Annotated in this window: 20 protein-coding genes and 1 riboswitch; of the genes, 11 read left to right on the top strand and 9 right to left on the bottom strand. The window is 66.5% G+C overall.

Features of this window, described 5'->3' with window-relative positions; all coding sequences use genetic code 11:
- Positions 1-4: 4 nt before the first annotated feature.
- The 6 genes from ACMGRF_RS14895 to ilvC form a co-directional block, all read right to left on the bottom strand.
- The gene (locus ACMGRF_RS14895; RefSeq protein WP_049440957.1) at positions 5-784 is read right to left on the bottom strand and encodes a class I SAM-dependent methyltransferase; all 780 of its coding nucleotides are present in this window, start codon (positions 782-784) and stop codon (positions 5-7) included.
- A gap of 10 nt (positions 785-794) precedes the next feature.
- Entirely contained in the window at positions 795-2,381 is a 1,587-nt protein-coding gene (locus ACMGRF_RS14890) for a 2-isopropylmalate synthase (RefSeq protein ID WP_049440960.1), read from the bottom strand.
- Positions 2,378-3,469: a threonine dehydratase gene (locus ACMGRF_RS14885; protein ID WP_049416714.1), complete on the bottom strand. Its 1,092-nt coding sequence runs from the start codon at positions 3,467-3,469 to the stop codon at positions 2,378-2,380. The genes ACMGRF_RS14890 and ACMGRF_RS14885 overlap by 4 nt, the downstream gene beginning before the upstream one ends.
- 96 nt (positions 3,470-3,565) lie before the next feature.
- Positions 3,566-3,817 (bottom strand): ACT domain-containing protein, encoded by a 252-nt coding sequence (locus tag ACMGRF_RS14880; protein ID WP_005419108.1) that lies wholly within the window; start codon positions 3,815-3,817, stop codon positions 3,566-3,568.
- On the bottom strand, positions 3,801-5,537 hold the full coding sequence (gene ilvG, locus ACMGRF_RS14875) for an acetolactate synthase 2 catalytic subunit (protein ID WP_414485359.1): 1,737 nt from the start codon (positions 5,535-5,537) through the stop codon (positions 3,801-3,803). The genes ACMGRF_RS14880 and ilvG overlap by 17 nt, the downstream gene beginning before the upstream one ends.
- Before the next feature lie 39 nt (positions 5,538-5,576).
- Positions 5,577-6,551: a ketol-acid reductoisomerase gene (gene ilvC / locus ACMGRF_RS14870; RefSeq protein WP_014038401.1), complete on the bottom strand. Its 975-nt coding sequence runs from the start codon at positions 6,549-6,551 to the stop codon at positions 5,577-5,579.
- A gap of 676 nt (positions 6,552-7,227) precedes the next feature.
- Here ilvC and ggt point away from each other — a divergent pair.
- Complete coding sequence (gene ggt, locus ACMGRF_RS14865) at positions 7,228-8,946, top strand: gamma-glutamyltransferase (protein ID WP_049416718.1); 1,719 nt, start codon at positions 7,228-7,230, stop codon at positions 8,944-8,946.
- A 547-nt stretch (positions 8,947-9,493) separates the two neighbouring features.
- Here the strand turns inward: ggt and ACMGRF_RS14860 are convergent.
- Complete coding sequence (locus ACMGRF_RS14860) at positions 9,494-11,071, bottom strand: BCCT family transporter (RefSeq protein WP_049413309.1); 1,578 nt, start codon at positions 11,069-11,071, stop codon at positions 9,494-9,496.
- Between the two features lie 224 nt (positions 11,072-11,295).
- Positions 11,296-11,397, top strand: a riboswitch (TPP riboswitch).
- 82 nt (positions 11,398-11,479) lie between these two features.
- Here ACMGRF_RS14860 and thiC point away from each other — a divergent pair.
- The 6 genes from thiC to ACMGRF_RS14830 all read left to right on the top strand — a co-directional run bounded on the left by thiC (position 11,480) and on the right by ACMGRF_RS14830 (position 21,000).
- Entirely contained in the window at positions 11,480-13,324 is a 1,845-nt protein-coding gene (gene thiC, locus ACMGRF_RS14855) for a phosphomethylpyrimidine synthase ThiC (protein WP_049413306.1), read from the top strand.
- A gap of 136 nt (positions 13,325-13,460) precedes the next feature.
- Positions 13,461-14,132, top strand: coding sequence for an ion channel (locus tag ACMGRF_RS14850; protein ID WP_049439493.1), 672 nt, complete (start codon positions 13,461-13,463; stop codon positions 14,130-14,132).
- Positions 14,133-14,391: 259 nt separating this feature from the next.
- Positions 14,392-16,710 carry a winged helix-turn-helix domain-containing protein gene (locus tag ACMGRF_RS14845; RefSeq protein WP_414485358.1) on the top strand — a complete coding sequence of 773 codons (2,319 nt, stop codon included), beginning with the start codon at positions 14,392-14,394 and terminating at the stop codon, positions 16,708-16,710.
- 115 nt (positions 16,711-16,825) lie between these two features.
- On the top strand, positions 16,826-17,725 hold the full coding sequence (locus tag ACMGRF_RS14840) for a helix-turn-helix transcriptional regulator (RefSeq protein WP_049435641.1): 900 nt from the start codon (positions 16,826-16,828) through the stop codon (positions 17,723-17,725).
- 49 nt (positions 17,726-17,774) lie between these two features.
- Positions 17,775-20,621: a TonB-dependent receptor gene (locus tag ACMGRF_RS14835; protein ID WP_049413682.1), complete on the top strand. Its 2,847-nt coding sequence runs from the start codon at positions 17,775-17,777 to the stop codon at positions 20,619-20,621.
- Positions 20,622-20,790: 169 nt separating this feature from the next.
- Positions 20,791-21,000 carry a hypothetical protein gene (locus tag ACMGRF_RS14830; protein WP_049413684.1) on the top strand — a complete coding sequence of 70 codons (210 nt, stop codon included), beginning with the start codon at positions 20,791-20,793 and terminating at the stop codon, positions 20,998-21,000.
- 59 nt (positions 21,001-21,059) lie between these two features.
- On the opposite strand, the gene ACMGRF_RS14825 is transcribed toward ACMGRF_RS14830, so the two are convergent.
- Together ACMGRF_RS14825 and ppa are read right to left on the bottom strand one after the other, a co-directional pair.
- The gene (locus ACMGRF_RS14825) at positions 21,060-22,181 is read right to left on the bottom strand and encodes an HDOD domain-containing protein (RefSeq protein WP_049413685.1); all 1,122 of its coding nucleotides are present in this window, start codon (positions 22,179-22,181) and stop codon (positions 21,060-21,062) included.
- Between the two features lie 152 nt (positions 22,182-22,333).
- Positions 22,334-22,870, bottom strand: a complete 537-nt coding sequence (ppa, locus tag ACMGRF_RS14820; protein WP_005410935.1) for an inorganic diphosphatase — start codon at positions 22,868-22,870, stop codon at positions 22,334-22,336.
- Positions 22,871-23,054: 184 nt separating this feature from the next.
- On the opposite strand from ppa, the gene ACMGRF_RS14815 reads away from it, so the two are divergent.
- The 4 genes from ACMGRF_RS14815 (at position 23,055) to ACMGRF_RS14800 (ending at position 25,654) form a co-directional block, all read left to right on the top strand.
- The gene (locus ACMGRF_RS14815) at positions 23,055-23,546 is read left to right on the top strand and encodes a hypothetical protein (protein WP_049413686.1); all 492 of its coding nucleotides are present in this window, start codon (positions 23,055-23,057) and stop codon (positions 23,544-23,546) included.
- Entirely contained in the window at positions 23,546-24,037 is a 492-nt protein-coding gene (locus ACMGRF_RS14810) for a hypothetical protein (RefSeq protein ID WP_238378515.1), read from the top strand. The genes ACMGRF_RS14815 and ACMGRF_RS14810 overlap by 1 nt, the downstream gene beginning before the upstream one ends.
- A gap of 84 nt (positions 24,038-24,121) precedes the next feature.
- Entirely contained in the window at positions 24,122-24,622 is a 501-nt protein-coding gene (locus tag ACMGRF_RS14805; RefSeq protein WP_049413688.1) for an RNA polymerase sigma factor, read from the top strand.
- A gap of 99 nt (positions 24,623-24,721) precedes the next feature.
- Complete coding sequence (locus ACMGRF_RS14800; RefSeq protein WP_111190961.1) at positions 24,722-25,654, top strand: FecR family protein; 933 nt, start codon at positions 24,722-24,724, stop codon at positions 25,652-25,654.
- The last annotated feature ends 43 nt before the right edge of the window (positions 25,655-25,697 follow it).

The following is a 25,697-nucleotide window of genomic DNA, read 5'->3' as shown; positions in this document are numbered from 1 at the left end:
CCGGTCAGCGGCGGCGGGCGAGCACGCGCAGCCGGACGTAGTCGGCCAGCGGCTGGCCGGAGGCATTGCGCGGCAGGTCGGCCAGCAGCGCGCCGGCGGCTTCGCGCACGGTCGCACGGGCCTCGGCCGGCAGATCGTCGAGCAGCGGCGCAGCGAAAACCCGCAGCCAGCCGGCCACGCCGGTCGGCAGCGCGGTCGGGCGCGGCGTGCATTCGATCAGCTGCACGTGGAAGCCATGCTGGCGCAGGCGGTCGGCGTAGGCGTCGGCCGTGGGGAAGTACCACTGGAACGTGCTGGCACCATGGCCATGCGCTGCACGCGCGGCCTGTACTGCGGCGATGATCGTGGCCACGTTGCCATGGCCGCCGAACTCGGCGACGAAGCGCCCGCCGGGACGCAGGGCGCGGCGCACGCCTTCCAGCACGCGGTCCGGCGTGGACATCCAATGCAGTGCGGCATTGCTGAACACGGCATCGAATTCGCCGTCGAAGGACAGCGCGTGCCCATCCATCACCTGGGCGTCGACACCGCGGGCACGGGCGGCGATGACCAGTTCCGGCGAGGCATCCACGCCGTGGATGCGCGCGCCGCTGAGGGCCAGCTCGGTGCTGAGCACGCCATCGCCACAGCCCAGGTCGAGGATGCGTTCACCGGCGCGCGGGTCGAGCAGGCGCGATACCGCGCCACCCAGCAGCGGCACGAAGCCGGCATCGATCGCATAGTCCTGGGCGTTCCACTGCTGGCCAGCGGCGCTGGCCGGGGTGGGGGTGTCGAAGGCGCTCATGGTGGGTTCCTCAGGCGGTGGCGGAAGCGGGAACGTCGGTGCCGCTGTGGGTGGCGGCCTGGCGCTGGCGCAGCAGGCGGTTGGCCACGTCCAGCCACGCCAGTGCGGAGGCTTCGATGATGTCCTTGCTGGTACCGGTGCCGTCGTACTCCACCCCTTCGTGGCGCACGCTCAGGTTGGCTTCACCGCGCGCATCGGCGCCGATGCCGACGCTGTGCACGTGGTAGCTGTCCAGCATCAGCTGCACGCCGGTGGCGGCCGACAGTGCGCCGAACAGCGCATCGACCGGGCCATCGCCCTGCGCGGTCTCAGCCACGCGATTGCCGTCCGGGTCGGACAGTTCCACCAGCGCATTGGCGCGGCTGCCGACATCGCTGATGGTCATCGAGGCCAGCCGGTAGCCCTGCGCGTTGGAGCCACCCTGCATCAGCGCCTGCAGGTCGGCATCGGTCACCACGCGCTGCTGTTCGCACAGGCCCTTGAACTGCTCGAACACCAGCTTCAGTTCGTCTTCGTCCAGCCAGAAGCCCAGCGCACGCAGGCGCGCTTCGACGGCGGCGCGGCCGCTGTGGCGGCCCAGCACCATCTGCGAGTCCTCCCAGCCGACGTCTTCCGGACGCATGATTTCGTAGGTGCCGCGGTGGCGCAGCATGCCGTGCTGGTGGATGCCCGATTCGTGGGCGAACGCATTGGCGCCGACGATGGCCTTGTTGCGCTGCACCGGCATGCCGACCAGGCGCTGCAGCAGCTGCGAGGTGCCGACGATGCGCGGGGTGTTGATCGAACTGTCCTGCTCGTAGAAGGCCTGGCGCACTTTCAGCACCATCGCGATCTCTTCCAGTGAACAGTTGCCGGCGCGCTCGCCGATGCCGTTGATGGTGCACTCGACCTGGCGCGCGCCACCTTCGATGGCAGCCAGCGAGTTGGCCACGGCCAGGCCCAGGTCGTTGTGGCAGTGCGCGCTGAAGATCACGTTGGCGGCGTTGGGAATGTCGGCGACGCCGGCGATGACCTGCTGGAACATCGCGCGGATCTCTTCCGGCGTGGTGAAGCCGACGGTGTCGGGCAGGTTGATGGTGGTGGCGCCGGCAGCGATCGCCACGCGCGAGACCTCGATCAGGTAGTCCAGCTCGGTGCGGGTGGCATCCTCGGCGGAGAATTCGACATCGTCGATGTACGATCGGGCCAGCGATACGTGCTTGCGTACCGACTCCAGTACCTGCTCACGGGTCATCCGCAGCTTGTGCTCGCGGTGCAGCGGACTGGTCGACAGGAACACATGCAGGCGTGGGTTGGCTGCCGCTTCCAGCGCACGTGCCGAGGTTTCGATATCGGCCTGCAGGCAGCGCGACAGCACCGCCAGGCTCAGGCTCGGGCGACGCAGTTCGCGGCCGATCAGCGCCATCGCCTCGCGGTCGGACTGCGAGCTGGCCGGGAAGCCGGTCTCGATGATGTCCACGCCCAGTTCGTCCAGCGCACGCGCCATCACCAGCTTCTGCGGCGGGCTCATGCTGCAGCCGGGGGACTGCTCGCCGTCACGCAGGGTGGTGTCGAAGATGCGGATGCGCGGGGTGGTAATTCGTTCGATGGTGGTCACAGGGAAATCTCCTCGACAGCGGGTGCGACGGCTTGCATGGGGGAAGGGGAAGAGGCGGGGGAGGCGAGGGCGCTGGCCTTGGTCGGCGAGCGCGGGGTTTCGCTGCGCCGTCGCCGCGGTTTGCGTGGCGGGCGCGGACGGATGTCGGTGAGCAGGCCGGCCAGGACACCGGCATCGATGTTGCCGCCGGACACCACCGCACACTTGCGGCGGCCGGCGACACGGCGGCCAGCTGCCAGCGCCAGCGCACCGGCGCCCTCGGCGATGATGTGTTCTTCCAGTGCCAGCCGCACCAGGGTTTCACGCAGTTCGGCTTCGCGCACGATCACCACGTCGTCCAGCAGCGAGGTGCACAGGCGTCGGGTCAGGAAACCAGGGATCTTCACCCGCACGCCGTCGGCCAGCGAGGCGACGGGGGCGATCTCGCGCACGTCGCCGCGGATGGCGCGCGCCATTGAGTCAACGCCTTCCACCTGGGCGCCGATCACGCGCACGCCCTGTGATTTCAGCGCCAGTGCAACGCCGGAGGCCAGTCCGCCACCACCGATCGGCACGATCACCACGTCCGGCGCGTGCGCGGCCAGCTCGATGCCGACGGTACCCTGGCCGGCAATCACATCTGCGTCGTCGAACGCGGACAGGAAGCGGTAGCCATGGCGCTGTGCCAGTTCGACGGCGAAGGCGTAGGCCTCGTCATAGCTGGTGCCATGCTGGCGCACGGTGGCGCCCCAGTGAGCGACGCCGGCGATCTTGGTGGCCGGTGCGCCATGCGGCATCACGGTGATGGCCGGGACGTCCAGGCGGTAGGCCGCCCACGCCACGCCCTGGGCATGGTTGCCGGCCGAGGCGCAGATCACCGGCCGGGTATCGCCGCGTTCGCGGCCGGCCAGCAGCGCGTTCAACGCGCCGCGCACCTTGTAGGACCCGGTGCGCTGCAGGTTCTCCAGCTTCAGCCAGGTGCCGAAGCGCTCGGCATGGTGCAGCGGGGTAGGCGGCAGGAAGCGGCGCAGCCGGGCCTGCGCCGCCAGTACGTCGGCGACGCTTACGTCGCCGACATCGCTTTCCTGGCTGGCATCAGCGGCCGGCATGGGCCACCAGCGGGGTGCAGGCGACCGCCGCATGCGGGAACGGGCGGCGAAGAAGACGCCTCCGTACCGGCACCGTGGTCACTACGGTACGGGTGTTCATACGGATGCTCCTTCCACGGCGGTGACCTGCACGGACACGCAGTCGTAGATCTTCTCGATCTGCCGGCACAGCGTTTCCGCCGGGCGTTGGCCATCCACCACCAGCTGCAGGTGCCAGCGGCCATCGTCGGCGGCCACCGGCGCACCGCTGATCGCACGCGGCGCGAAGCCACGGCGCTCGGCCATGCCGATCACGCGCAACAGCGCGCCTTCGGCCGGGTGCAGCACCAGGTCAAGCCGGTAGTGCATTGGGGACCTCCTGGGGGGCATGGGCGGGGTTGCTTTCCAGCATCGTGCTGTTGGCGGTGTTCGGCGGCACCAGCGGCCACACGTTGGCACGTGCATCGATGGCCACGTGCAGCAGTGCCGGGCCGGGTTCGGCCAGCAGCGCGGCCAGGCCACCTTCCACGTCGTCGCGGTGGTCGATGCGGGTTGCGGCGATGCCGAACACCTGCGCCAATGCCACGAAGTCCGGGTTGTCGGACAGGTCGATTTCACTGTAGCGCTCGGCGAAGAACAGCTCCTGCCACTGACGCACCATGCCCAGCGAACTGTTGTCCAGCAGCACGATCTTCACCGGCAGGCGGCAGCGGGCGATGGTCGCCAGCTCCTGCACGTTCATCATGAAGCTGCCATCGCCGGAGACCAGCACCACGGTGCGGTCCGGGCAGGCGAACTGCGCGCCCATCGCCGCCGGCAGGCCGAAGCCCATGGTGCCCAGCGCGCCACTGGTCAGGTGGTTGCGCGGGTGGTTGAAGCGGCAGTGCTGGGCCACCCACATCTGGTGCTGGCCGACATCACAGGCGATCACCGCGTCGGCCGGCGCCAGCTCGCTCAGGCGCTTCAGCAGCGCCGGCGCGTAGATGTGTTGCCCCGGGGCATCGTAGCGGGCAGCGAAGCGATCGCGGTGCTGCGCACAGCGCTTGCGCCACGCCTCCTGGTGGGCCTTGGGGGAGGGGAAGGCCGCACGCAGGGCGCGGATGGCGTGACCGACGTTGCCGGGCACGGCGACATCGGCGCTGCGCAGCTTGGAGATCTCATACGCGTCCGCATCGATGTGAACGACGCGGGCGAACGGTGCGAACTCCGCCAGCTTGCCGGTGGCACGGTCGTCGAAGCGTGCGCCCAGCACCAGCAGCAGGTCGCTTTCCTGCACCGCCATGTTGGCCGCGCGGGTCCCGTGCATGCCCAGCATGCCCAGCGACTGCGGATGGCTGGCCGGCAGTGCGCCCAGGCCGCGCAGCGTCATCACGGTGGGGATGGCACTGGCCTCGACGAAATCGCGCAGGTCCTGCACCGCATCACCCAGCGCGATACCCCCGCCGGCGTAGACCACCGGCTTCTCGGCCGCGGCCAGCGCGGCAATGGCTTCGGCCATGGCGGCCTCGGCCGGCGCCGGCGGCGGTTCGACGCTGCTGGGCGCATGGGCCGGCAGATGGCTGGCGTCGGCCAGCTGCACGTCCTTGGGCAGGTCGATCAGCACCGGGCCGGGGCGACCTTCGCGGGCGATCCGGAACGCATCGGCCACCACGCGCGGCAGGTCATCGACGCTGCGCACCAGCCAGCTGTGCTTGACGATCGGCATCGTCAGGCCGAACACATCCAGTTCCTGGAAGGCGTCGGTGCCCAGCAGCGGCGTGCCGACCTGGCCGGTGATGCAGACCATCGGTACCGAGTCCAGCATCGCATCGGCGATGCCGGTGACCAGGTTCGACGCGCCCGGGCCGGAGGTGGCCACGCAGACGCCCACCTGGTTGCTGGCGCGGGCGAAACCATTGGCGGCCAGGGCGGCACCCTGCTCGTGGCGCACCAGGATGTGCTTCAGCGACGAGTCCACCAGCGCGTCGTAGAACGGCATGATGGTGCCACCGGGATAGCCGAACAGCGTGCGGACGCCTTCGGCCTCCAGCGCCTGGGTCAGCCAGCGCGCGCCGTTGGGCGGCGCGCTGCGGTGTGTGGAAGAGTTCATGGGGGAACCTTGCAAAGCGGGTGGGGGAGGGCCGCGCGGTTACGCGGCCTGTCCTTGCAACCAGACCATCTTGGCGCGCAGTTCCTTGCCCACCTTTTCGATCGGGTGCTCCAGGTCGGCCTGCTTGAACCTGTTGTAGTTCGGCAGGCCCGCTTCGTACTCGGCCACCCAATTCTTGGTGAAGGTGCCGTCCTGGATGTCCTTCAGCACTTCCTTCATGCGTGCCTTGGTGCCGGCGTCGATCACGCGCGGGCCGCTGACGTAGTCGCCGTACTGCGCGGTCTCGGAGATGAATTCCAGCATGCGCGAGATGCCGCCTTCGTAGAACAGGTCGACGATCAGCTTCAGCTCGTGCAGTACTTCGTAGTAGGCGATCTCCGGCTGGTAGCCGGCTTCGACCAGGGTCTCGAAACCGGCCTGCACCAGCGCCGACGCACCACCACACAGCACCGCCTGCTCGCCGAACAGATCGGTCTCGGTCTCTTCCTTGAAGGTGGTCTGGATCAGGTTGGCGCGGGCACCGCCGAGGCCGGCCGCATAGGCCAGGGCGTACTCGGCCGCCTTGCCGCTCTTGTCCTGGTAGACCGCCCAGATGCACGGCACGCCACGGCCGATTTCATACTCGCGACGCACCAGCGCGCCCGGGCCTTTGGGCGCGACCAGCACCACGTCCAGGTCCTCGCGCGGCTTGATCATGTCGAAGTGCACGTTCAGGCCGTGCGCGAACAACAGCACCGCACCCTGTTTCATGTTCGCAGCCAGCACGTCGTCGTAGAGCTTCTTCTGCACCATGTCCGGCGTCAGCACGGCAACCAGGTCCGCATCCTTTACCGCATCGGCTGGTGCTTTCACGGTGAAGCCATCGGCCTGTGCCTTGACCTCGGTCGGGCCACCCGGACGCAGGCCTACCACCACGTCGAAGCCGGATTCGCGCAGGTTCAGTGCGTGGGCGCGGCCCTGGCTGCCGTAGCCGATGACGGCGATCTTGGTCTGGGGCAGGTCGTTGGTGCTCATGGGGGAGGTTCCTTGCGGTGGGAAGAAAAAAAAAGAACGGCCGGTCGTCGAGGTGACGTGCCGGCCGGTCAGGGGAAAGCGGGGGAGGGGGCGCCGCGCATCGCACAGGCACAGCCACTACGAGGCGTGGTGGTGGTCTGGGTCCGGGCTTTGCACTGAGCGTTGGTCATGGTGGTTGCGTCTGAAACCAGGTCCTGAAATGAAAAAACCCGCACCGGGGCGGGTGCGGGTTTTTGATGAGTTCCGGTGTGTCTGTTGCTTACACGCTGGCTCGTCCCGCACCTGTTGGCTGGGTAATAAGTACGAGCACAAGAATCGAACGCAGCGAGGCGGCGCCGGTGTCGGCGGCTTCAATGTGGGTTCGCAGTGGCGTGTTGTGATGCAACATGTGATCGAGAGAAACACAGCCGTTTTGGCGGTGTCAACCCTCACGACGGTTTTTTTATCGGTTTCCAGTGAATCCAGCGCAATCGCTTGCGGCACAAGGATGGTTGCCGTTGAAAGTGTTTCGGTGAACCCGAATTCACTCCTTTCAGGGCGGTTTTTGCGCGGAATCCAGTGGCTTTCTGCCTTGGTCCGCATCTACCCCAGGATCAACGTCCATGACCTCTGCCCGATACCGTAGGAAGGTCGCAGCGGCGAAGATCGCGGAACCACCTTCCACCGGAACCCGACCGTGTCCCGACGCCTTGCCCGCTCCCTGCTCGCCGCCGCCGTGCTGGCTGCCGTGCCTGCACTGTCCATCGCCGCCGACCGCATCACCGGCCACACCTTCGCCACCCGTTCGGAGGTGATCGCCCCGCATGCGATGGCGGCTACCTCGCAGCCGCTGGCCACCCAGATCGCGCTGGACGTGATGAAGGGCGGTGGCTCGGCGGTCGACGCGGCGATCGCGGCCAATGCCGCGCTCGGCCTGATGGAGCCGACCGGCAACGGCATCGGTGGCGACCTGTTCGCCATCGTCTGGGACCCAAAGACGCAGAAGCTCTACGGCTACAACGGCTCGGGCCGCTCGCCGAAGTCGCTCACCCTGGCCGAGTTCCAGCGTCGTGGCCTGAAGGACATCCCGGCCACCGGCCCGTTGCCGGTGTCGGTGCCCGGTGCGGTCGACGGCTGGTTCGCCCTGCACGACCGTTTCGGTCGCAAGCCGATGGCCGACAACCTGGCGCCGGCCATCCGTTACGCCCGCGAAGGGCACCCGGTGGCCGAGGTGATCGCCTACTACTGGGACCGCTCGGTTCCCAAGCTGTCGCAGTACCCGGGCTTCAAGGAGCAGTTCACGATCAACGGCCGCGCCCCGCGCAAGGGCGAGATGTGGAAGAACCCGAACCTGGCCAGCACCCTGCAGAAGATCGCCGACGGCGGGCGCGACGCCTTCTACAAGGGCGAGATCGCCCGCACCATCGGTGACTACTTCAAGGCCAACGGTGGCTACCTGAGCTACCAGGACATGGCCGACCACCACGGTGAATGGGTCGAGCCGGTCAGCAGCAACTACCGGGGCTACGACGTCTGGGAGCTGCCACCCAACAGCCAGGGCATCGCTGCGCTTCAGATCCTCAACGTGCTGGAAGGCTACGATTTCTCGAAGATCCCGTTCGGCTCACCCGAGCACGTGCACCTGTTCGTCGAAGCGAAGAAGCTGGCCTTCGCCGACCGTGCGCGCTTCTACGCCGACATGGCATTCCAGCCGGCGCCGGTGCAGAAGCTGATCTCCAAGGAGTACGCCGCGCAGCGCCGCGCGCTGATCTCGATGGACAAGGCCCTGAAGGAAGTGCAGCCGGGCACACCGAAGCAGCTGGAGGAAGGCGACACGATCTACATGACCGTGGCCGACGCCGACGGCATGATGGTGTCGTTGATCCAGTCCAATTACCGCGGCATGGGCAGCGGCATGGCGCCGCCGGGATTGGGCTTCATCCTGCAGGACCGCGGCGAGATGTTCGTGCTGCAGAAGAACCATCCCAACGGCTACGCACCGGGCAAGCGCCCGTTCCAGACCATCATCCCGGCCTTCATTACCAAGGGTGGCAAGCCGTATGCCAGCTTCGGCGTGATGGGCGGCGCGATGCAACCGCAGGGCCATGCGCAGATCGTGATGAACCTGGTGGACTTCGGCATGAACCTGCAGGAAGCCGGTGACGCACCGCGCATCCAGCATGAAGGCTCGACCGAGCCGACCGGGCAGGCCACGGCGATGACCGATGGTGGCGAAGTGAATCTGGAAACCGGCTTCCCGTATGAAACAGTGCGTGCGCTGATGCGCAAGGGGCATCGCATCGTGTTCGCAGATGGGCCGTATGGCGGTTACCAGGCGATCATGCGCGATCCCGACACCGGGGTTTACTACGGTGCTTCGGAGAGCCGCAAGGACGGGCAGGCGGCGGGGTACTGAGGTTTCCCGGCCACCGGGCTGAGCCCCCTCTGCGGTGATGGCAGTGATACGGGGCTTAGCCGGGCGGGTGGATCGTCTGGGGGCCGCTGCAAGTACGTCCATGTAAGCTCGGTCGCCGCATCCATGCGGCTCACGCCCCCAGCCAACCCACCCGCCCGGCCACGGACAGTTTCCGTGTCCGTCACCGCAGGAAAAGAAAAAAGAAGAGCAAGAGCAAAGGCAAAGGCAACAGCCGCGCGCTGTGTGTTGGGGTCAGATCCGTTTTCCGAAGGAAAACGGATCTGACCCCTTCTTGTTTTCCGATACATATCTTCCACGCAAAGCGTGGAAAACCAACCGTTACCGGGAAACTGTCGGGGGTGGGGGGGTGTGGGTGGGCAGGACCGTTGGCGCCATGGATGGCGCCATCGAGCCCGCATGGATGGGTTCACGGCGTGTCCTGCCCACCCACACCGCCCCACCCAACCAGCAGCAACCCAGAGCCGCCTTTGAATTTGACCTTGGCCCTTGCCTGAAAAGCGGTGCAGCCGCAGGCTGCAAAACACCCTCAATCCTGATCGTGTGCGCGTGCGGCCTCGGCCTGCGTCTCTTCCTGCGCCGCCATCTCGCGTGCGATCCACGCATCGATCATGTGCCGCTGGCGCTGCGCCTGCCGCCGCTCGCGCGTGTATTCCTGGTCCAGCACCCGATACAGCGACACCATCACCAGCACCATCAACAGTGCGAATGGCAACGCCGCAATCGTGATCATGCCCTGCAGTGCATCCAGGCCACCGGCCAGCAGCAACGCCGCTGCGATCAACGCCACCGCGATGCCCCAGGCCAGCTTGCGCTTCAACGGAGGATCGCCTGCTTCGTCAGTGGACATGCTGGCCAGAACCAGTACCGCCGAGTCGGCCGAGGTTACGAAGAAGATCATCAGCAGTACCAGTGCGATGCACGACAGCAGCAGCGGCAGCGGCATGCTGTCGAACAGCGTGAACAGCACCGTCTCGTAGCCATTGCCCAGCGCCTGCACCAGGTCGGCATGGCCGAAGATCTGCGCCCACAGCGCGGTGCCGCCGAATACCGCGAACCAGAAGAAGCCCAGCAGCGTCGGCGCGAGCACTACGCCGATCACGAACTCGCGCACGCTGCGGCCGCGCGAGATGCGTGCGATGAACGAGCCTACGAACGGTGCCCACGAGATCCACCAGGCCCAGTAGAAGATTGTCCAGTCCGCCACCCACGTGCTGCCGGAGAACGGTGACATGCGCAGGCTCATCGTCACCAGCTGGTTGAGGTAGGAGCCCAGCGTGGTGGTGAACGTATCGAAGATGAAGCCGGTCGGCCCCAGCACAAGCAGGATGGCTGCCAGCAGGGCAGCCAACGCCAGGTTGAAATTGGACAGCCACTTCACACCCCGCTCCACGCCACTGGCGGTGGACGCCATATACAGCACGAAGGCGACGGCAATGATGGTCATCTGCACTGGGACGGTAGCCTGCACGCCGAACACGCGCTCGATGCCGGCGGCGATCTGGATGGTGCCGAAGCCCAGCGTCGTCGCGACACCGATCGCGGTGGCGACCACTGCAGCGATGTTGACCACCCGACCGATCCAGCCGCGATGGTGGCGGCCGATGATCGGCTGCAGCATGTCGCTGACCAGGCCACGGCCGTTGCGGTTGAACTGGAACCAGGCCATTGCCAGCCCGATCAGCGCGTAGATGGCCCACGGGTGCAGGCCCCAGTGGAAGAATGCATAGCGCATCGAGGCGCGTGCCGCGTCCAGGCTTTGCGGAGCAAGCCCTTCCGGTGGCTTGCTGAAGTGCGAAATGGGCTCGGCGGCGCCCCAGAACACCAGGCCGATGCCCATGCCGGCGGCGAACAGCATCGACATCCAGCTGGCTCGCGAGAACTCCGGTTCGGCGTCTTCGCCGCCGATGCGCAGGTTGCCGAAGCGGCCGAAGGCCAGGTACATCAGGAATACCAGCGCCAGGAACACGACCAGCAGGTACAGCCAGCCGATGCCGCGGATGAGTTCACCGAGGATGCTCTGCACCACGGTATTGAAGGGGCCGGGTGCAATACCGGCAAGCAGCACCAGCAGCAGAACCAGTGCGATGGAAACGCGAAACACCATGAAGGAGCTTCTCCGATCAAGGGATTGAGGGGAGCGAGCAGAGCTTGCAGCGAAGGGCCGGCGGCATGCAGCGCGAACCGGGCAGGGGCCGCGTCGGCGGCGAAGGAAGCATCGGTCGCTGGAACGCGACGGACGTGCACGTTACTGAACGCGACGTCATGGTTCTGTTAACGAACATCAATTGGGGGCAACTCCGGAGGCGGGCGGTCTATGCTCTAATGCACGCCAAGAAGCGGGGGTACCGCGGCCATGTGGCCACGGTTGAGACAGTCCCTTGGAACCTGATCCGGCTCATACCGGCGTAGGGAAGCTTTGCAGTGCAGCCATTCCCGGACTCCGCCCAAGGAGCGTCCGGGCGCGGTCGCAGTGCGCCGCCGCTTCGTCCCTGACCTTCCTGGACGATGCCCGATGAACGCACAGCTCTCCGCCCTGCAGCAACAGGCCCAGCAACTCTCCGAATCCGTGACCCGGCCCATTCCCGGCTCGCGCAAGATCCACGTGCCCGGTTCGCGCCCGGATCTGCAGGTGCCGATGCGGGAGATCGCGTTGACCCGCACCCCGACGCTGTTCGGCGGCGAAGAGAATGCGCCGGTCACGGTCTACGACACGTCCGGCCCCTACACCGATCCGGGCGTGCGTATCGATCTGTCCGCCGGTCTGCCGGCACTGCGTCGCGGCTGGGTGGAGGAACGTGGCGATACCGAGCAGCTCGAAGGCCTGAGTTCGTCGTTCGGGCGTGATCGCGAGCACGACCCCAAGCTCGCTGCCGTGCGCTTCCCCGCACGCAGCCTGCCGCGCCGTGCACGGGCAGGCGCGAACGTCACCCAGATGCACTATGCGCGGCGCGGCATCATCACGCCGGAAATGGAATTCGTTGCCATCCGCGAGAACCAGCGGCTGGAAGCGATCCGCGATGCGGGCCTGCTGCAGCAGCACCCGGGCGAGGCGTTCGGCGCTTCGATCCAGAAGATCATCACCCCGGAGTTCGTGCGGGATGAAATCGCGCGCGGCCGCGCGGTGCTGCCCAACAACATCAACCATCCGGAAAGCGAGCCGATGATCATCGGCCGCAACTTCCTGACCAAGATCAATGCCAACATCGGCAACAGCGCCGTTTCCTCGGGAATCGCCGAGGAGGTAGAGAAACTGGTGTGGGCGATCCGCTGGGGCGGTGACACCGTGATGGACCTGTCCACCGGCAAGCACATCCATGAAACCCGCGAGTGGATCATCCGCAACTCGCCGGTGGCGATCGGTACGGTGCCGATCTACCAGGCGCTGGAGAAGGTTGACGGCCGTGCCGAAGCACTGACCTGGGAGATCTTCCGCGACACGCTGGTCGAGCAGGCCGAGCAGGGCGTGGACTACTTCACCATCCACGCCGGCGTGCTGCTGCGCTACGTGCCACTCACCGCCAAGCGGGTGACCGGCATCGTCAGCCGCGGGGGCTCGATCATGGCCAAGTGGTGCCTGGCGCACCACAAGGAGAATTTCCTGTACACGCATTTCGAAGAGATCTGCGAAATCATGAAGGCCTATGACGTGACCTTTTCGCTGGGTGACGGCCTGCGCCCGGGCTGCATCGCCGACGCCAACGACGCCGCGCAGTTCGGTGAGCTGGAAACACTGGGCGAGCTGACGAAGATCGCTTGGAAGCATGATGTGCAGACCATGATCGAGGGCCCCGGCCACGTGCCGATGCAGCTGATCAAGGAGAACATGGACAAGCAGCTGCGTGAGTGCGGCGAGGCGCCGTTCTATACGCTGGGGCCGTTGACCACCGATATCGCACCGGGCTACGACCACATCACCAGCGCGATCGGCGCGGCGATGATCGGGTGGTTCGGCACGGCCATGCTCTGTTACGTGACGCCGAAGGAGCATCTCGGCCTGCCCAATCGCCAGGACGTGCGCGACGGCATCATGGCTTATCGCATTGCCGCGCATGCAGCCGACCTGGCCAAGGGCCATCCGGGCGCGCAGGTTCGCGACAACGCGTTGAGCAAGGCGCGCTTCGAGTTCCGCTGGGAAGACCAGTTCCACCTTGGCCTGGATCCGGAGAAGGCCAAGGAGTTCCATGACGAGACGCTGCCGAAGGATGCGCACAAGCTGGCCCACTTCTGCTCGATGTGCGGCCCGCACTTCTGTTCGATGAAGATCACCCAGGATGTGCGTGACTACGCCGAGGCCGGCATGAAGGAGAAGTCGGAGGAGTTCCGCGCGGCTGGCGCAGAGGTCTACCACCAGGGATGACGAGTAGCCGGGTGCCGGCCGCTGGCCGGCAGCCGGTTGTGCGGGGGCCGGGAAGCGTGCTGGCCAGCGGCCGGCACCACCGCTCATCACGCCGCTCCCCGCTATGCTCCGCGCATCACCCTGGGGGAAGGACACCATGCCTGTTGCCATGACCACCCGTTGGCTGGCCATTGCCCGCCGTCATCCTTCGGCCTGGCTGCTGGGCGCCCAGTTGATCGCGGTGCTGCTGTACCCCGCGCTGGATGACACCGCTGCCGGCCGCGCGGCGCTGGGCGTGTTCGGCATGGCGGTACTGGGCCTGGCGCTGTGGGTGGTGCAGCGCAGCCCGCTGGGCACCTGGCTGGCACTGGTGCTGGCCATCCCGTCGGTGGTGTTTTCGCTGGCCGGTGCGCTGCTCGACCGCACCACGCTGCTGACCACCGCGCAGTTGCTGGAAAGCCTGCTGTATTTCTATACGGCCGGCGCACTGATCGCCTACATGCTCCAGGACCACAAGGTCACCCGTGACGAGCTGTTCGCCGCCGGCGCGACATTCACCTTGCTTGCATGGGCATTCGCGTTCGCATTCTCGGTATGCCAGCAATGGTACCCGGGCAGCTTCCAGGGCACCGGCGGAGGCGCGCAGCGCAGTTGGATGGAGCTGCTTTATCTCAGCTTCAGCTTGCTCTCCGGCGTCGGTCTGAGTGACGTCGTGCCACTGCATCCGCAGGCACGCGCACTGGTGATGCTGGAGCAGTTTTCCGGCGTGATGTACGTGGCTTTGGTGGTTTCGCGGCTGGTCGGATTGACCATGTTGCGGCGCATGTGAAAATGAACGCCAGATAAAAATTTCGCGCCCGAAAGGGCGCGAATGATGTCGCAAATTATGTGAATGCGTCGGCGAGAGAGAGCCTGATGTCGACCACGCGATAGGCGAGGTAACTTGCATAGGCTAGTATTCGCGCGCTCAATTGTTTTTGCGGTATGCGCCGATGCTTTGTGCGGAGTCTGGCTTTTCGCTGTTCCCAGGACGGGGCGGTATCGAAGGCAAACACTGCCCGGGACCTGTCTCTACTGTGTAGCAGAAAATGAACAGCAGCGAAATCCAGCCCCCGGTATCCGATCGGATACGGATAGGAGAGTGCACCGTCACTCTGTCCTCGCGCGAAGTCGAGGTCGTCGGCGCGCGTCGCCCGCGCCGGCTGACGCCGAAGGCGCTGGGCGTGCTGCGCGTGCTGCTGCGGCAGCCGGGCCGCGTTGTCACCCGCGACGAGTTGTTCGCCGAGGTATGGCCGGACACGCTGCCGACCAACGATGTGCTGACCCAGGCCGTCACCCAGCTGCGCAAGGCGTTCAGCAACGACGACGACAACGGCCAGGCCTACATCGAAACCATCGCCAAGACCGGCTATCGGCTTCTGGTCCCGGTACAGGTGCTGGACGATGCCGAGCCCGTGGCCGCAGGCGTCCCTGACGACGAGGGCATGGCCGCGCAGCCGGTGACCACTGCTGCGTTGCCTGCGCATCCACAGGCGGCGCGCCGCCGCTGGCGCCATATCCGTCGGCGCGTGCTGCTGGCGTTGGGCGTGTTGATGCTGGCCACGCTGCTGGTGTTGACCACGCTGCTGCTGCGTCGTGCACCGGCCGGCAGTTCGCCGGTGGAGGCTGCCGTGGAGAACGGTACGCGGGTGATCGGCAGCCCGCAGCGGCCGTATCGGTTGATCACCGCGACCAGCGGCTTTGAAACCTATCCCACGCTGTCACCGGACGGTTCTCTGGTGGCCTATGAGGGCGCCAACGAGGATGGCAACGGCGGTGGCGCGATCAAGCTGCAGACCTCCGGCAACGCGCCGGCGCGCCAGTTGCTGGCGCCACCGGCCGGTGCCGTCGATCGCTTCCCGAACTGGTCGCCGGATGGTCGCGAAATCGCCTTCGCGCGGTTCTACGCCGACGGCGGCTGCCAGGTACTGATCGCCAGCGCCACCGGTGGCGCACTGCGCCAGGCCACACGCTGCGATGGCACGGAGCTGCTCAGTTTCGACTGGACGCCAGATGGGCGTGGCCTGGTGTTCGGCAGCATGGTCGGTCGCTACGCGCACCGTGGCATCCGTGTGCTGGACCTGGCCAGTGGCCAGTGGCGCGCGCTGGCCTACAGCGTCGATGAGGATGACTTCGACTACGCACCGCGGTATTCGCCCGATGGGCAATGGCTGGTGTTCGTGCGCAACCCGCAGCTGGGTGATCTGTGGCGGGTGCCGGCCGCAGGCGGTACGCCCGAGCAGTTGACCGATGAAGCGGCAGAGCTGCGCGGCTGGGCCTGGCTGGACGATGGCCGCACCATCGTCTTCGGTCGTCGTGTCGACAGCGAGGCGCGGCTCTATTACCTGGATGTCGAGCGGCACACGTTGCGCGATGCCGGCCTGGATGATGCGCAGTGGCCAGCAGTGTCGCGACGCGGTGGCATGCTGGCTTTCGTCCACCGGCGCGCGCAGTTCGGCGTGTTCAAGGTGCCGATGCAGGGCAGCGGCACGCCCGAGCGCCTGTTCGCCTCCAGTGGCCGCGATGGACAACCGATGGCAGCGCCTGATGGCCGCCAGCTGGTCTTCACCTCCGATCGTTCCGGCAGCTTCGCCCTGTGGTGGGCGGACATGCAGCGGCCGGATTCGCTGCGTCCCATCGAAGGGCTGCGGCCGGAGGCGCGGCAGGCACCGGACTGGTCGGCCGACAGCCGGCAATTGCTCGTGGTTGGCCGCGATGCGCATGGGCGCACGGTGGTCTATGAAATCGCGCCACGCGATGAACGCCTGCAACCCTTGCCGGTTCCGGCCGAACAGCCGTTGCAGGCACTGTATGGCGCCTCGCCGCAGCAGCTGTTTGTGGTCGAGCGCAATGCCGACCAGCGCACGCGGCTGAGCCTGTTCGATCGCAGCGTCCAGCCCTGGCGCCGCTTGGCCAGCATCGATGGGGTGTCGCAGGCGCGCTTCGACCGGAGCAGTGGCCGCGTGTTGTTCACCCGCTTGGCCGCCGGAGGCCTGTGGTCGGCGGATGCCGCGCTGTCTCCGGCCAGTGTGCAGCAGATCAGCGATGACCGGCCCAGCCGCTGGCGATACCGGGCCTGGACCGTGGCCGGCAACAGCGGCATCGGCTACCTCGGTACCTCGACCACGTGTGGCACCACCTTCGTGCGCATCCAGCCCGGCCGCGAGGAGCCGGAACGCTGCCTGGACGCCGAACGGCTCAGCGCCGGCAACGGGCTCAGTGCCAGCGCCGACGGAAAGGACCTGTTCGTGGCGATGGCGGTCAGCGATGGCGCTGACATCGGCGTGATGCGGTTGCCCGAGCGCCCGCCTGCGCTGTTCCCCGCATTCTCCAAGTTGTTGTTGTTCAAGGGAAATGGGCCTTCGTAATTTCTTCGTCGGGATCTCGTTGCGAATTCGTGGCGATCTCGTCGGACCTTCCTGACGCAGTGCCGCCTGATTTGGCAAAACGGAGTCCTGTACTAGGCAAATCCGTGGTGCCCCCATGCGTCAACTCTCGCTGGCCGATCGCGGCCAAACTGTTTCCCTGGACCGGTCGCTCGACGACGTCGCACCGACCTGCCTGGGCGTGGCCCGGCTGGGCAGCCTGCAGACCGCCGGCTCCAGCTTCACTGTCTGGATGCAGGTGCGTGGCAGCTCGTGGGTCGAGGCCAAGGAAGGGCGCTTCCGCTTGCGCCAGGGCGAGTGGATCGCCTTCGAGAAGGAATCGCGGCCGCTGGTGCAGGCCGGTCGCAACGGGTTGTGCGTCGGCCTGAACCTGAACATCGAAGCGCTTCGCGTGCTGACCGAGATGGCCGACTGCGGCCTGTATGCAGGTCGTGGCCGGATGAACCGCACTGATGCCCGCGTGGCGCTGCGCCTGTGGCGCGATGCGCTGGCCAGCGGCCAGCCGGCGCAGACCCTGCGCCCGCTGCTGCTGCACCTCGCGGGCCTGCAGCGCGGCCTGGCCGACAACGTGCAGCGCTGCCCGGGCCGCTCGCGCAGCCGCAAGCGCCAGGTGTTCGGCCGCATGCAGCGCGCGCGCCTCTATCTGGAAGGCAACAGCCACCGGGTGGTGCGCATCGGCGAACTGGCCGAGCTGACCAACTTCTCCAGCTGGTACCTGTCCAAGACCTTCCAGAGCCTGTACGAGGAAAGCCCGCAGTCGCTTTCGGCACGACTGCGCCTCGAACGCGCCGCTGATCTGCTGCGCGACACCGACATGATGGTGGGCGAGGTCGCTGCCGCCAGCGGTTTCGACAACTGCTGCAGCTTCGCGCGTGCGTTCCGCGCCCGCTACGGCCAGTCCGCATCGCGCTTCAGGGAGAACGGCGGCTTGCTCCCGCCACAATCCGCAAAGTCTCCGGTTGGTTCGCGCAAATACAGCGCTGCAACGCAATCGTAACGTGCTGGGGTGTTTTAACACGCTGCTAACACGTACCTTGGAGAGATAGATGAACGTTCGTAATCCCGCAGTGCGGTTCGGCCTGCTGCCGGCCGGCATTGCGCTGGCGCTGGCGCCGGCCTTTGCTTCCGCCCAGGAAGCAAAGGGCACCACCGACCTGGACCGCATTTCGGTCACCGGCTCGCGCATCCGCGGCGCTTCGGTGGAGACCCAGCAGCCGATCCTGACGATGACCCGCGAATCCCTGGAAAAGCAGGGCTTCTCGAGCGTCGCCGACGTGCTGAACAACCTGACCTCGGCCGGTTCCCCGGCCATTTCGCGTTCGGAGTCGCTGGCTTCGGGCGAGAACGTGGGCGGCTACTACGTCGACATCCGCAACCTGGGCGCCCAGCGCACCCTGGTGCTGATGAACGGCAAGCGCCTGGGCGCAACCACTGCCGGTTACCAAGATCTGAGCCAGATCCCGATGTCGGCCGTTGAGCGCATCGAAATCCTGAAGGACGGCGCCTCGTCGATCTACGGTTCCGACGCCATCGCCGGCGTGGTCAACGTGATCACCCGCAAGAACTTCGACGGCGGCGAAGCCAACGTCTACGTCGGCCAGTACGGCAAGGGCGACGGCGACACCGAAACCTATTCGATGACCCTCGGTGCCCGCGGCGAACGCGGCAGCCTGACCCTGTCGGCCGAGTACTCGAAGCAGGACCCGGTGTGGGCCAAGGACCGCTGGTACAGCCGTGACGGCTCGCTGGGTCCGAACTCGACCTCGGCCACCTGGAGCCCGATCAGCCAGAACGGCAGCTGGTGCAACCCGACCCAGGTCGACTGCGGCGACTCCAAGCAGGCTGTCTGGAAGACCCTGAACGCCGGCGGCAACCCGAAGAACCCGAATGACTACCACGTCATCACGGCAGACGAATTCGCCAACTCCAACGAGCAGATGACCCTGCTGACCGGTGTGAAGCGCAAGTCGGTCTACATCAACGGTACCTACGACTTCACCGATTCGATCAGCCTGAACACCGACGTGCTCTACAACGAGCGCCAGACGTTCCAGCAGATCGCCGGCTATCCGTTCCAGTCCAACTCCTTCGGCACCCCGCTGGAAGGTTCGAGCGCCTTCAACCCGGTCGGCCAGGACGTCAGCTTCCGTCGTCGCCTGTGGGAAGTGCCGCGTACCACTGACAGCCAGCTGAAGACCCTGCGCTTCGCTCCGACCCTGACCGGCTTCTTCGAGCTGGGCGGCAAGACCTTCGACTGGGATGTCGGCGCGCTGTGGAACCGCAACGAGTCGATCAAGAGCAACCGCGGCGACATGAGCCTGATCGCTGCAGGCCAGGCCCTGGGCCCGTCGTTCATCGACGCCGGCGGCATTGCCCGCTGCGGCACCTCGGCCAAGCCGATCCTGGGCGACTGCCGCCCGTGGAACCCGCTGCTGCCGTACGGCGTTGATGGCCAGGGTTCGCTGGCGAACCAGGAGCTGCAGGACTTCCTGTTCCCGACCTTCACCACCCGCGGCGTCACCAAGACCACCAGCTTCACCGCCAACCTGTCCGGTTCCATCGTGACCCTGCCGGCCGGCGACCTGGGCTTCGCGCTGGGTGTCGAGCACCGCAAGGAAGAAGGCAATTACGTGCCGGACGCCTTCGCGCAGTCGGGCCAGTCCACCGGCCTGGGCCAGAAGCCGACCCGCGGCCAGTACGATCTGAACGAGGTCTACCTCGAGCTGAACGTACCGCTGCTGGCCGACATGGCCTTCGCCAAGGAACTGACCCTGAACGTTGCCAGCCGTTACTCGGACTACAGCAACTTCGGTGGCACCACCAACAGCAAGTTCGGCCTGACCTGGCGTCCGCTGGATGAACTGCTGGTCCGCGGCACCTACGCCGAGGGCTTCCGCGCTCCGACCATCAGCGACCTGTACGGTGGCCTGAGCTCGAGCTTCGAGTCGTACATCGATCCGTGCGGCGTGAACGCCCCGGGCAGCGTTGCCGGCAATGCCGCGTGCACCGCCGCTGGCGCTCCGGCCAACTACGTGCAGCTGGGCCAGGGCAACCTGCCGTGCTCGACCCTGCCGTGCCAGTCGGGTGACCAGTTCGTCTCGGGTGCCAACCCGAACCTGAAGCCGGAAACCTCCAAGAGCACCACTTTCGGCCTGGTGTGGAGCCCGCGCTGGGTGCAGGGCCTGGACGTCTCGCTGGATTGGTACAAGTACGAAATCAGCGACATGATCATCGCTGACAGCGTCGACCGCATCCTGCGTGACTGCTACGTGCTGGGCAACTCCGAGCGTTGCTCGAGCGTGACCCGTGCGGCTGACGGCCACGTCAGTGCGATCACCTACGGCACCGCCAACCTCGGCAAGATGGAAACCGAAGGTTACGACCTGGGCATCAAGTACCGCCTGCCGGAACTGGCGATCGGTCAGTTCAGCATCGACTGGACCACCAGCTACACCGCCAAGTACGACGAGCAGGGCCAGAACAGCGCGGGTGACAACATCATGATCGGCCGCGTCGGCGAGCCGGGCCTGTTCCGCGTGCGTTCGAACCTGGGTGTCAACTGGCAGTACGGCGATTTCGGTGTGAACTACACCGCACGCTACTACTCCGGCATGAAGGAAAGCTGCATCTCGCTGGCTGACGGCTGGTGCGATGCGCCGAACCACATGGCCAATGGCGAGACCGATCCGCTGCGTCACACCGGCTCCAACACCTTCCACGACCTGCAGGTCAGCTGGAAGGCGCCGTGGGATGCGACGATCGCCCTGGGTGCGAACAACGTGTTCGACCACAAGGGTCCGCTGCAGTACTCGGCTCCGAACTCGGCGTTCGCCTACTACGGCGGCTTCGATGTGGGTCGCTTCCTGTACATGAAGTACACCCAGCGCTTCTGATCCATCGAAGTGCGGTAGCAACACGGGGAGGGCGGGCCGCAAGGTCCGCCCTCTTTTTTGTAGGGGAATTCCGGAAACTGTTGGAAGGTGAGCGCAGTCACGGTCCTGTCGTGTCGCAATCGACACAGTCAGGAGGTCCAATACCGGACGCTTGCATCTGGAGAGGGATATGAAGGACACGTTGCTGCGCCAGGCATCAGCCGCTGTACTGATCTATGCGACGCTGGTAGGCGCGGTGTTCGCGCAGGGCCTCGGGGTCTGTGGTGGCGGGCTTTATTGCGAAGCGTTCCGCCAGCAGTGCCTGGCCAGTGGCAAGTCACCGGTCATCTGCGAGTCGCAGTACCGGCGTTGCGTGCAGGATGCCTGCGGTACCCGCTGACATGGAAAGGGCGCACCGTGTGGGTGCGCCCTCTGTCGTCCGGACAACATCCAGCACGCTCAGGCGTCGCTGGGCACCAGTCCCATCAGTGCATTGGCGTGCTCGCGCCATTGCGGCAGTTTGTTCAGCACGCCTGCACGCTGCAGGTAGTCCTCGTCCACCGGATCGCCATTGACCAGCGCCAGGGCCACGTGCACCGCGCCGGTCACCCAGAAGCTGCGGGTGTTGGCGCGCTGCGGCTGCAGGTGGAAGGCCACCGCTTCGATGATCGGCATCGGCAGGCCCCACAGGCCCAGCAGGTAGGCGCCGGCCTCGGCATGGCCTGGGCGGGTATCGCCGGCCAGCGCGGGCTCGCTGCGCTCGTTGCGCACGCCGGGCAGCAGCAGGCCGATGTCGGCCAGCAGTGCGGCGGTCGCCCCCAGTTCGGCGCTGGACTCGGGCAGCAGGCGTGCGGCCAGCCGGGAGGCGAGCAGGGCGCGCTGCTGCAGTGAGTTGCGCTCGGCAGCCGACAGCGTCGGCGCGGAGAACACTTCGCTGGCCAGCACCAGGTCACGCAGCGTGGCCAGGCCCAGCCGGGTGACGGCGGTGCGCAGGTCGGCAATGGTGCGGCCCTGGCTGAAGAAAGCCGAGTTCGACAGCTGCAGCACCTTGGCCGCGATGGCCGGATCGGCGGCGACCAGCTTGGCCACATCGGCACTGTCGGTATCGTCGTCATGTTCCAGGGCCTGGGTCAGGCTCAGGTACAGGTGCGGTGGCGATGGCAGTTTCTCGATACGGCCGATGGCATCGCGCAGGCGCGGGCTGTCCAGCACTTCGCGCAGTTCTTCCAGGCTGGTCAATGCCTCCAGCAGCACTTCCGGCGCCAGCGGCAGCGGCAGGAAGCGGTGGGCGACACCGATCAGGCGCGCCGGCGGCGGGCGGTTGCCATGGTGCGCATCGACCAGCGCGATGCGGATGGTTTCCGGGCGCAGTGTCCGGATCTGGCCCAGCAGCGTGGTGGCATTGAGATCGGGCAACTGCGGGCAGACGATCACCGCGTCCACGCCCTGAGTGGCCACCGCGGTCATCGCGGTCTGACCATCGGCGGCGGTCAGCGGCTGCCAGTCTTCCCCAAGATCGGCAATGAATTCGGTCAGCTCAGCCGGCAGGCTGGCTGCATCCCCAACAAGCAGAATACGCACGACACGTTCCCCTGGCTGTCTCGACGATGGATGTCGATGACGTGTGAAGTGACGCAATTTACCTAATACGGCAGCAAGAGTGATGTGCCGTCGTCATGAAACGTGACCCGCATCGCTCCGGCAGGGTATCGCCGGAGCGATGCGGTTCAGGCTCAGGCCTTGCTGTCGAGATGGCGCTGGTGCGCCTCGATCAGGATCTGCTTGGCCTCAGCGGCGCCACCCCAACCGTCCAGCTTGACCCACTTGCCCTTCTCCAGGTCCTTGTAATGCTCGAAGAAGTGGCCAATGCGCTCCAGCCAGTGGCTCGAGACCTGGGCGATGTCTTCGACGTGGGCGTAGCCGCTGAAGATCTTCGAGACCGGCACGGCCAGGATCTTCTCGTCGCTGCCTGCCTCATCGCTCATCTTCAGCACGCCGACCGGACGGCAGCGCACGACCGAGCCCGGCACCAGCGGCAGCGGCAGCACCACCAGCACGTCGGCCGGATCGCCGTCGCCACACAGGGTGCTCGGCACGTAGCCGTAGTTGCACGGATAGCGCATCGGGGTGGACAGGATGCGGTCGACGAAGATCGCGCCGGTTTCCTTGTCCACTTCGTACTTCACCGGTTCCGAGTCCTTCGGGATCTCGATGATGACGTTGATTTCTTCCGGCGGGTTCTTGCCGGGCGAGACGAGTTCCAGGCCCATGGTGTGCTCCAGGTGGGGATATAGACGGATAGCTCACCATTTTATGCCTTTGCCGGGCGCTGTGCAGGGTAGGGCTGGACCGACCTGCGCGCCCGCCCCTGGCGGAGCGAATGGGGCGGGGTTTCCCGATGGGTTCCACCCGGTCCCCCCGGCAGGCTGGACGTACTTGCCAAGGAGACTTGCCATGAACTGGAACCGCTTGGGCTGTTGCGCCTTGTTGCTGCTGGCGCCGTTGCCTGCGCTTGCGCGCGGGGCGCATGTCAACCTGATCGACTATCCCTCCGACGAGGCCGGATGGGACCGGGCCTTTGCGCTGGAGGACGCGGTGGCCGGCGAATTCGCCGCATGGTGTGCCGACACCTTGTGTGAAGGTGATTACAGCAACTACCGGGTGATGGAGTTCCGCTGCGCCGTGCTTGCCCACCGCGGCACCGTGCAGCGCTGCGTCCTGGTGGTGGCGGCCAGCGAGCTGGAAGTGCATCCCGATACGGGCCAGGTGCGGGTCGACAACGGCAGCTGGGTCTGCCCGGTCGAATTTCAGCCCGGCGTGCCCGTCGAGGCGTTCTATGCCTCACTGGAAGCGCCGGGCGGCCTGACCGCGCCTTTGCCCGGGCTTGACCACGGCATCTTCGATGGGTTGCCTGAATGCCTGCGCACGCAGGGGAGGGTGGGCTGATGGGGAGCTTCTACAAATGCTGGCTGTTGTGTGGCGTGCTGTCTGTCAGCCTGCCGTGCGCCGGTGTCGCGCAGGCCGCGCCTGCGTTCGTCGATGCGCGGGATTACTCCGGCCCGGGGGGCGGCCACGAGCGTTTCCTTGCTGCCGAGCGGCAACTGGTGCGTGGCTTCGATGAGGTGTGTGGCGATACCTTCTGCGAGGGGCAGTACATCAATCTGTGGGCCATGCGCCTGCGCTGTTCCGTGGAACAGGTCACAGGGGTGGTTGTCCAGTGTGTATGGACCTTCGCCGGCAGCGACACCAGGGTAAAGCCCAGCGGCCTGATCAAGGTCAACCGCGGACGCTATGCCTGCGTGCTGCCGCTGGCAGCCGGGACACGCCTGGAAACCCTGCTGCAGGTGTGGGAAACGGGTGACGGATCCGATGCGTTGCACGCGCCGCTGCCCGGCACGACAGCCAATACCTACGACGCACTGGTTGATTGCCTGTAGTCGGGGTGTTTATAGGAATGTGACGTATTCGCATTAACGGAGTAGCATGCGCGGCGCCTTCCGTCTGTCGTCCCGGCTCCGCGCATGTCCTCCAATGCCGCCACGCTCACCGAACTGCTGATCCGCGAGCGGCCAGCGCTGCTGCGCCGGGTGCAGCGCATCCTCGGGGGTGACAGCGGCGCCGAGGACGTGATCCAGGCGGTGTGGTTCAAGGCCCGTGGGGTCGATGACAGCCAGGCGATCGACAATCCGCGGGCCTATCTGTATCGGCTGGCCGCCAACCTTGCCACTGACCACGGCCGCGAATCGAGCCGCCGCAACCGGCTGCTGGCCGACCACTACCTGTGGGGGGCCGACGAGGTGATCTCCACCGAGGAGCAGGCCATGGCACAGGATGAGCTGCAGCGGGTGCTCGATGCGGCGGGTCACCTGCCGGAGCCGACCCGCACCATCTTCCGGCTCAACCGCCTGCAGGGCCTCACCCAGGCCGAGATCGCACGCCGCCTGGGGGTGTCGGTGACCACCGTCGAGAATCATGTGCGCTCCGCGCTGCAGCGCCTGGCTTGGGCGCGCAGTGGCCGATGATCACGCCGGCTTGGGGTTGGCGCGCGCACAGACGTCTTGATCATTGACCGTGGATGCGGTCCAGTTCCCCCGCGCTTGAATGCGCCTGTCCGCCAGCCGATGCGCCCGCCGAACATGCTGCCCGCCGCCAATGACGATAACCTGGCCGAACAGGCCCGGGACTGGATCGCGTGGCTGGCCTCGGGTGACATCAGCGATGTACGCATGCAGGCGTTCGAGCACTGGCTGCAACAGCCGGGGCACCGCAGGGCCTTCGAGCACGAGCGCGCGCTGTGGCGCAGTGTCGGGCCGCGCCCGCAGGCCGGGTCCAGCGGACGGCGTCGGCCGCATCGACTGCGCTGGGCGATGGCAGCGGCGGCAATGCTGGCAATGCTGGTTGCATGGCCGGAGGCGTGGCTGCGCCTGCAGTCCGATCATCGCAGCACGCATCAGGTGCAGCACGTGCGGCTGCCCGATGGCAGTCGCGCGGTGCTGGATGCGGACAGTGCGATTGCCGTGCGCTTCAATGCGAACGCCCGCGAGGTCGAGCTGCTGCGCGGGCGCGCCTGGTTCGAGGTCAGCCCGGATGCACAGCGGCGTTTCAGCGTGCGCGCCGACAATGGCCTGATCGAGGACATCTCCACCGCGTTCACCGTCGCGCGTGGCGACGACGGGGTGGAAACCCAGGTGGGGCAGGGCAGGGTGCGCGTGGCCAGCCCGGCCGACGGTGGCTGGACCTACCTGCAGCAGGGGCAGCGTGCCGTCTACACTGAACATGGCGGAGTCATGCGACGGGCTGACGTGACCGCCGACAGCGTCGGCGCCTGGCGCCAGGGCGAGCTGCTGCTGGAGCAGGTCCCCGTTGCCGATGCGGTGCAGTGGGTCGGGCGCTATCGCGCGGGGCCGACCTTCGTGCGCGGCGATCTGTCACGTCTTCCTGCAGTGAGTGCTGCGTTGCGCATCGACCGCCCGGAACAGGCGCTGGACGCGCTGGCGGCAACGGCGGGTCTTCAGGTTACTCGTCTTCCCTTCGGCGTCGCCATCGTGCAGTAGCTCCACGCCACGCGTGGATGAGCGTCTCTGTGCCGACCAACGG

Origin of the sequence: Stenotrophomonas sp. EMP41 (assembly GCF_047495535.1) — a bacterium.
GTDB classification, from domain to species: domain Bacteria; phylum Pseudomonadota; class Gammaproteobacteria; order Xanthomonadales; family Xanthomonadaceae; genus Stenotrophomonas; species Stenotrophomonas sepilia.
The sequence above is the reverse complement of the archived record's forward strand: the minus strand, read 5'-3'. Positions and strand labels throughout refer to the sequence as shown.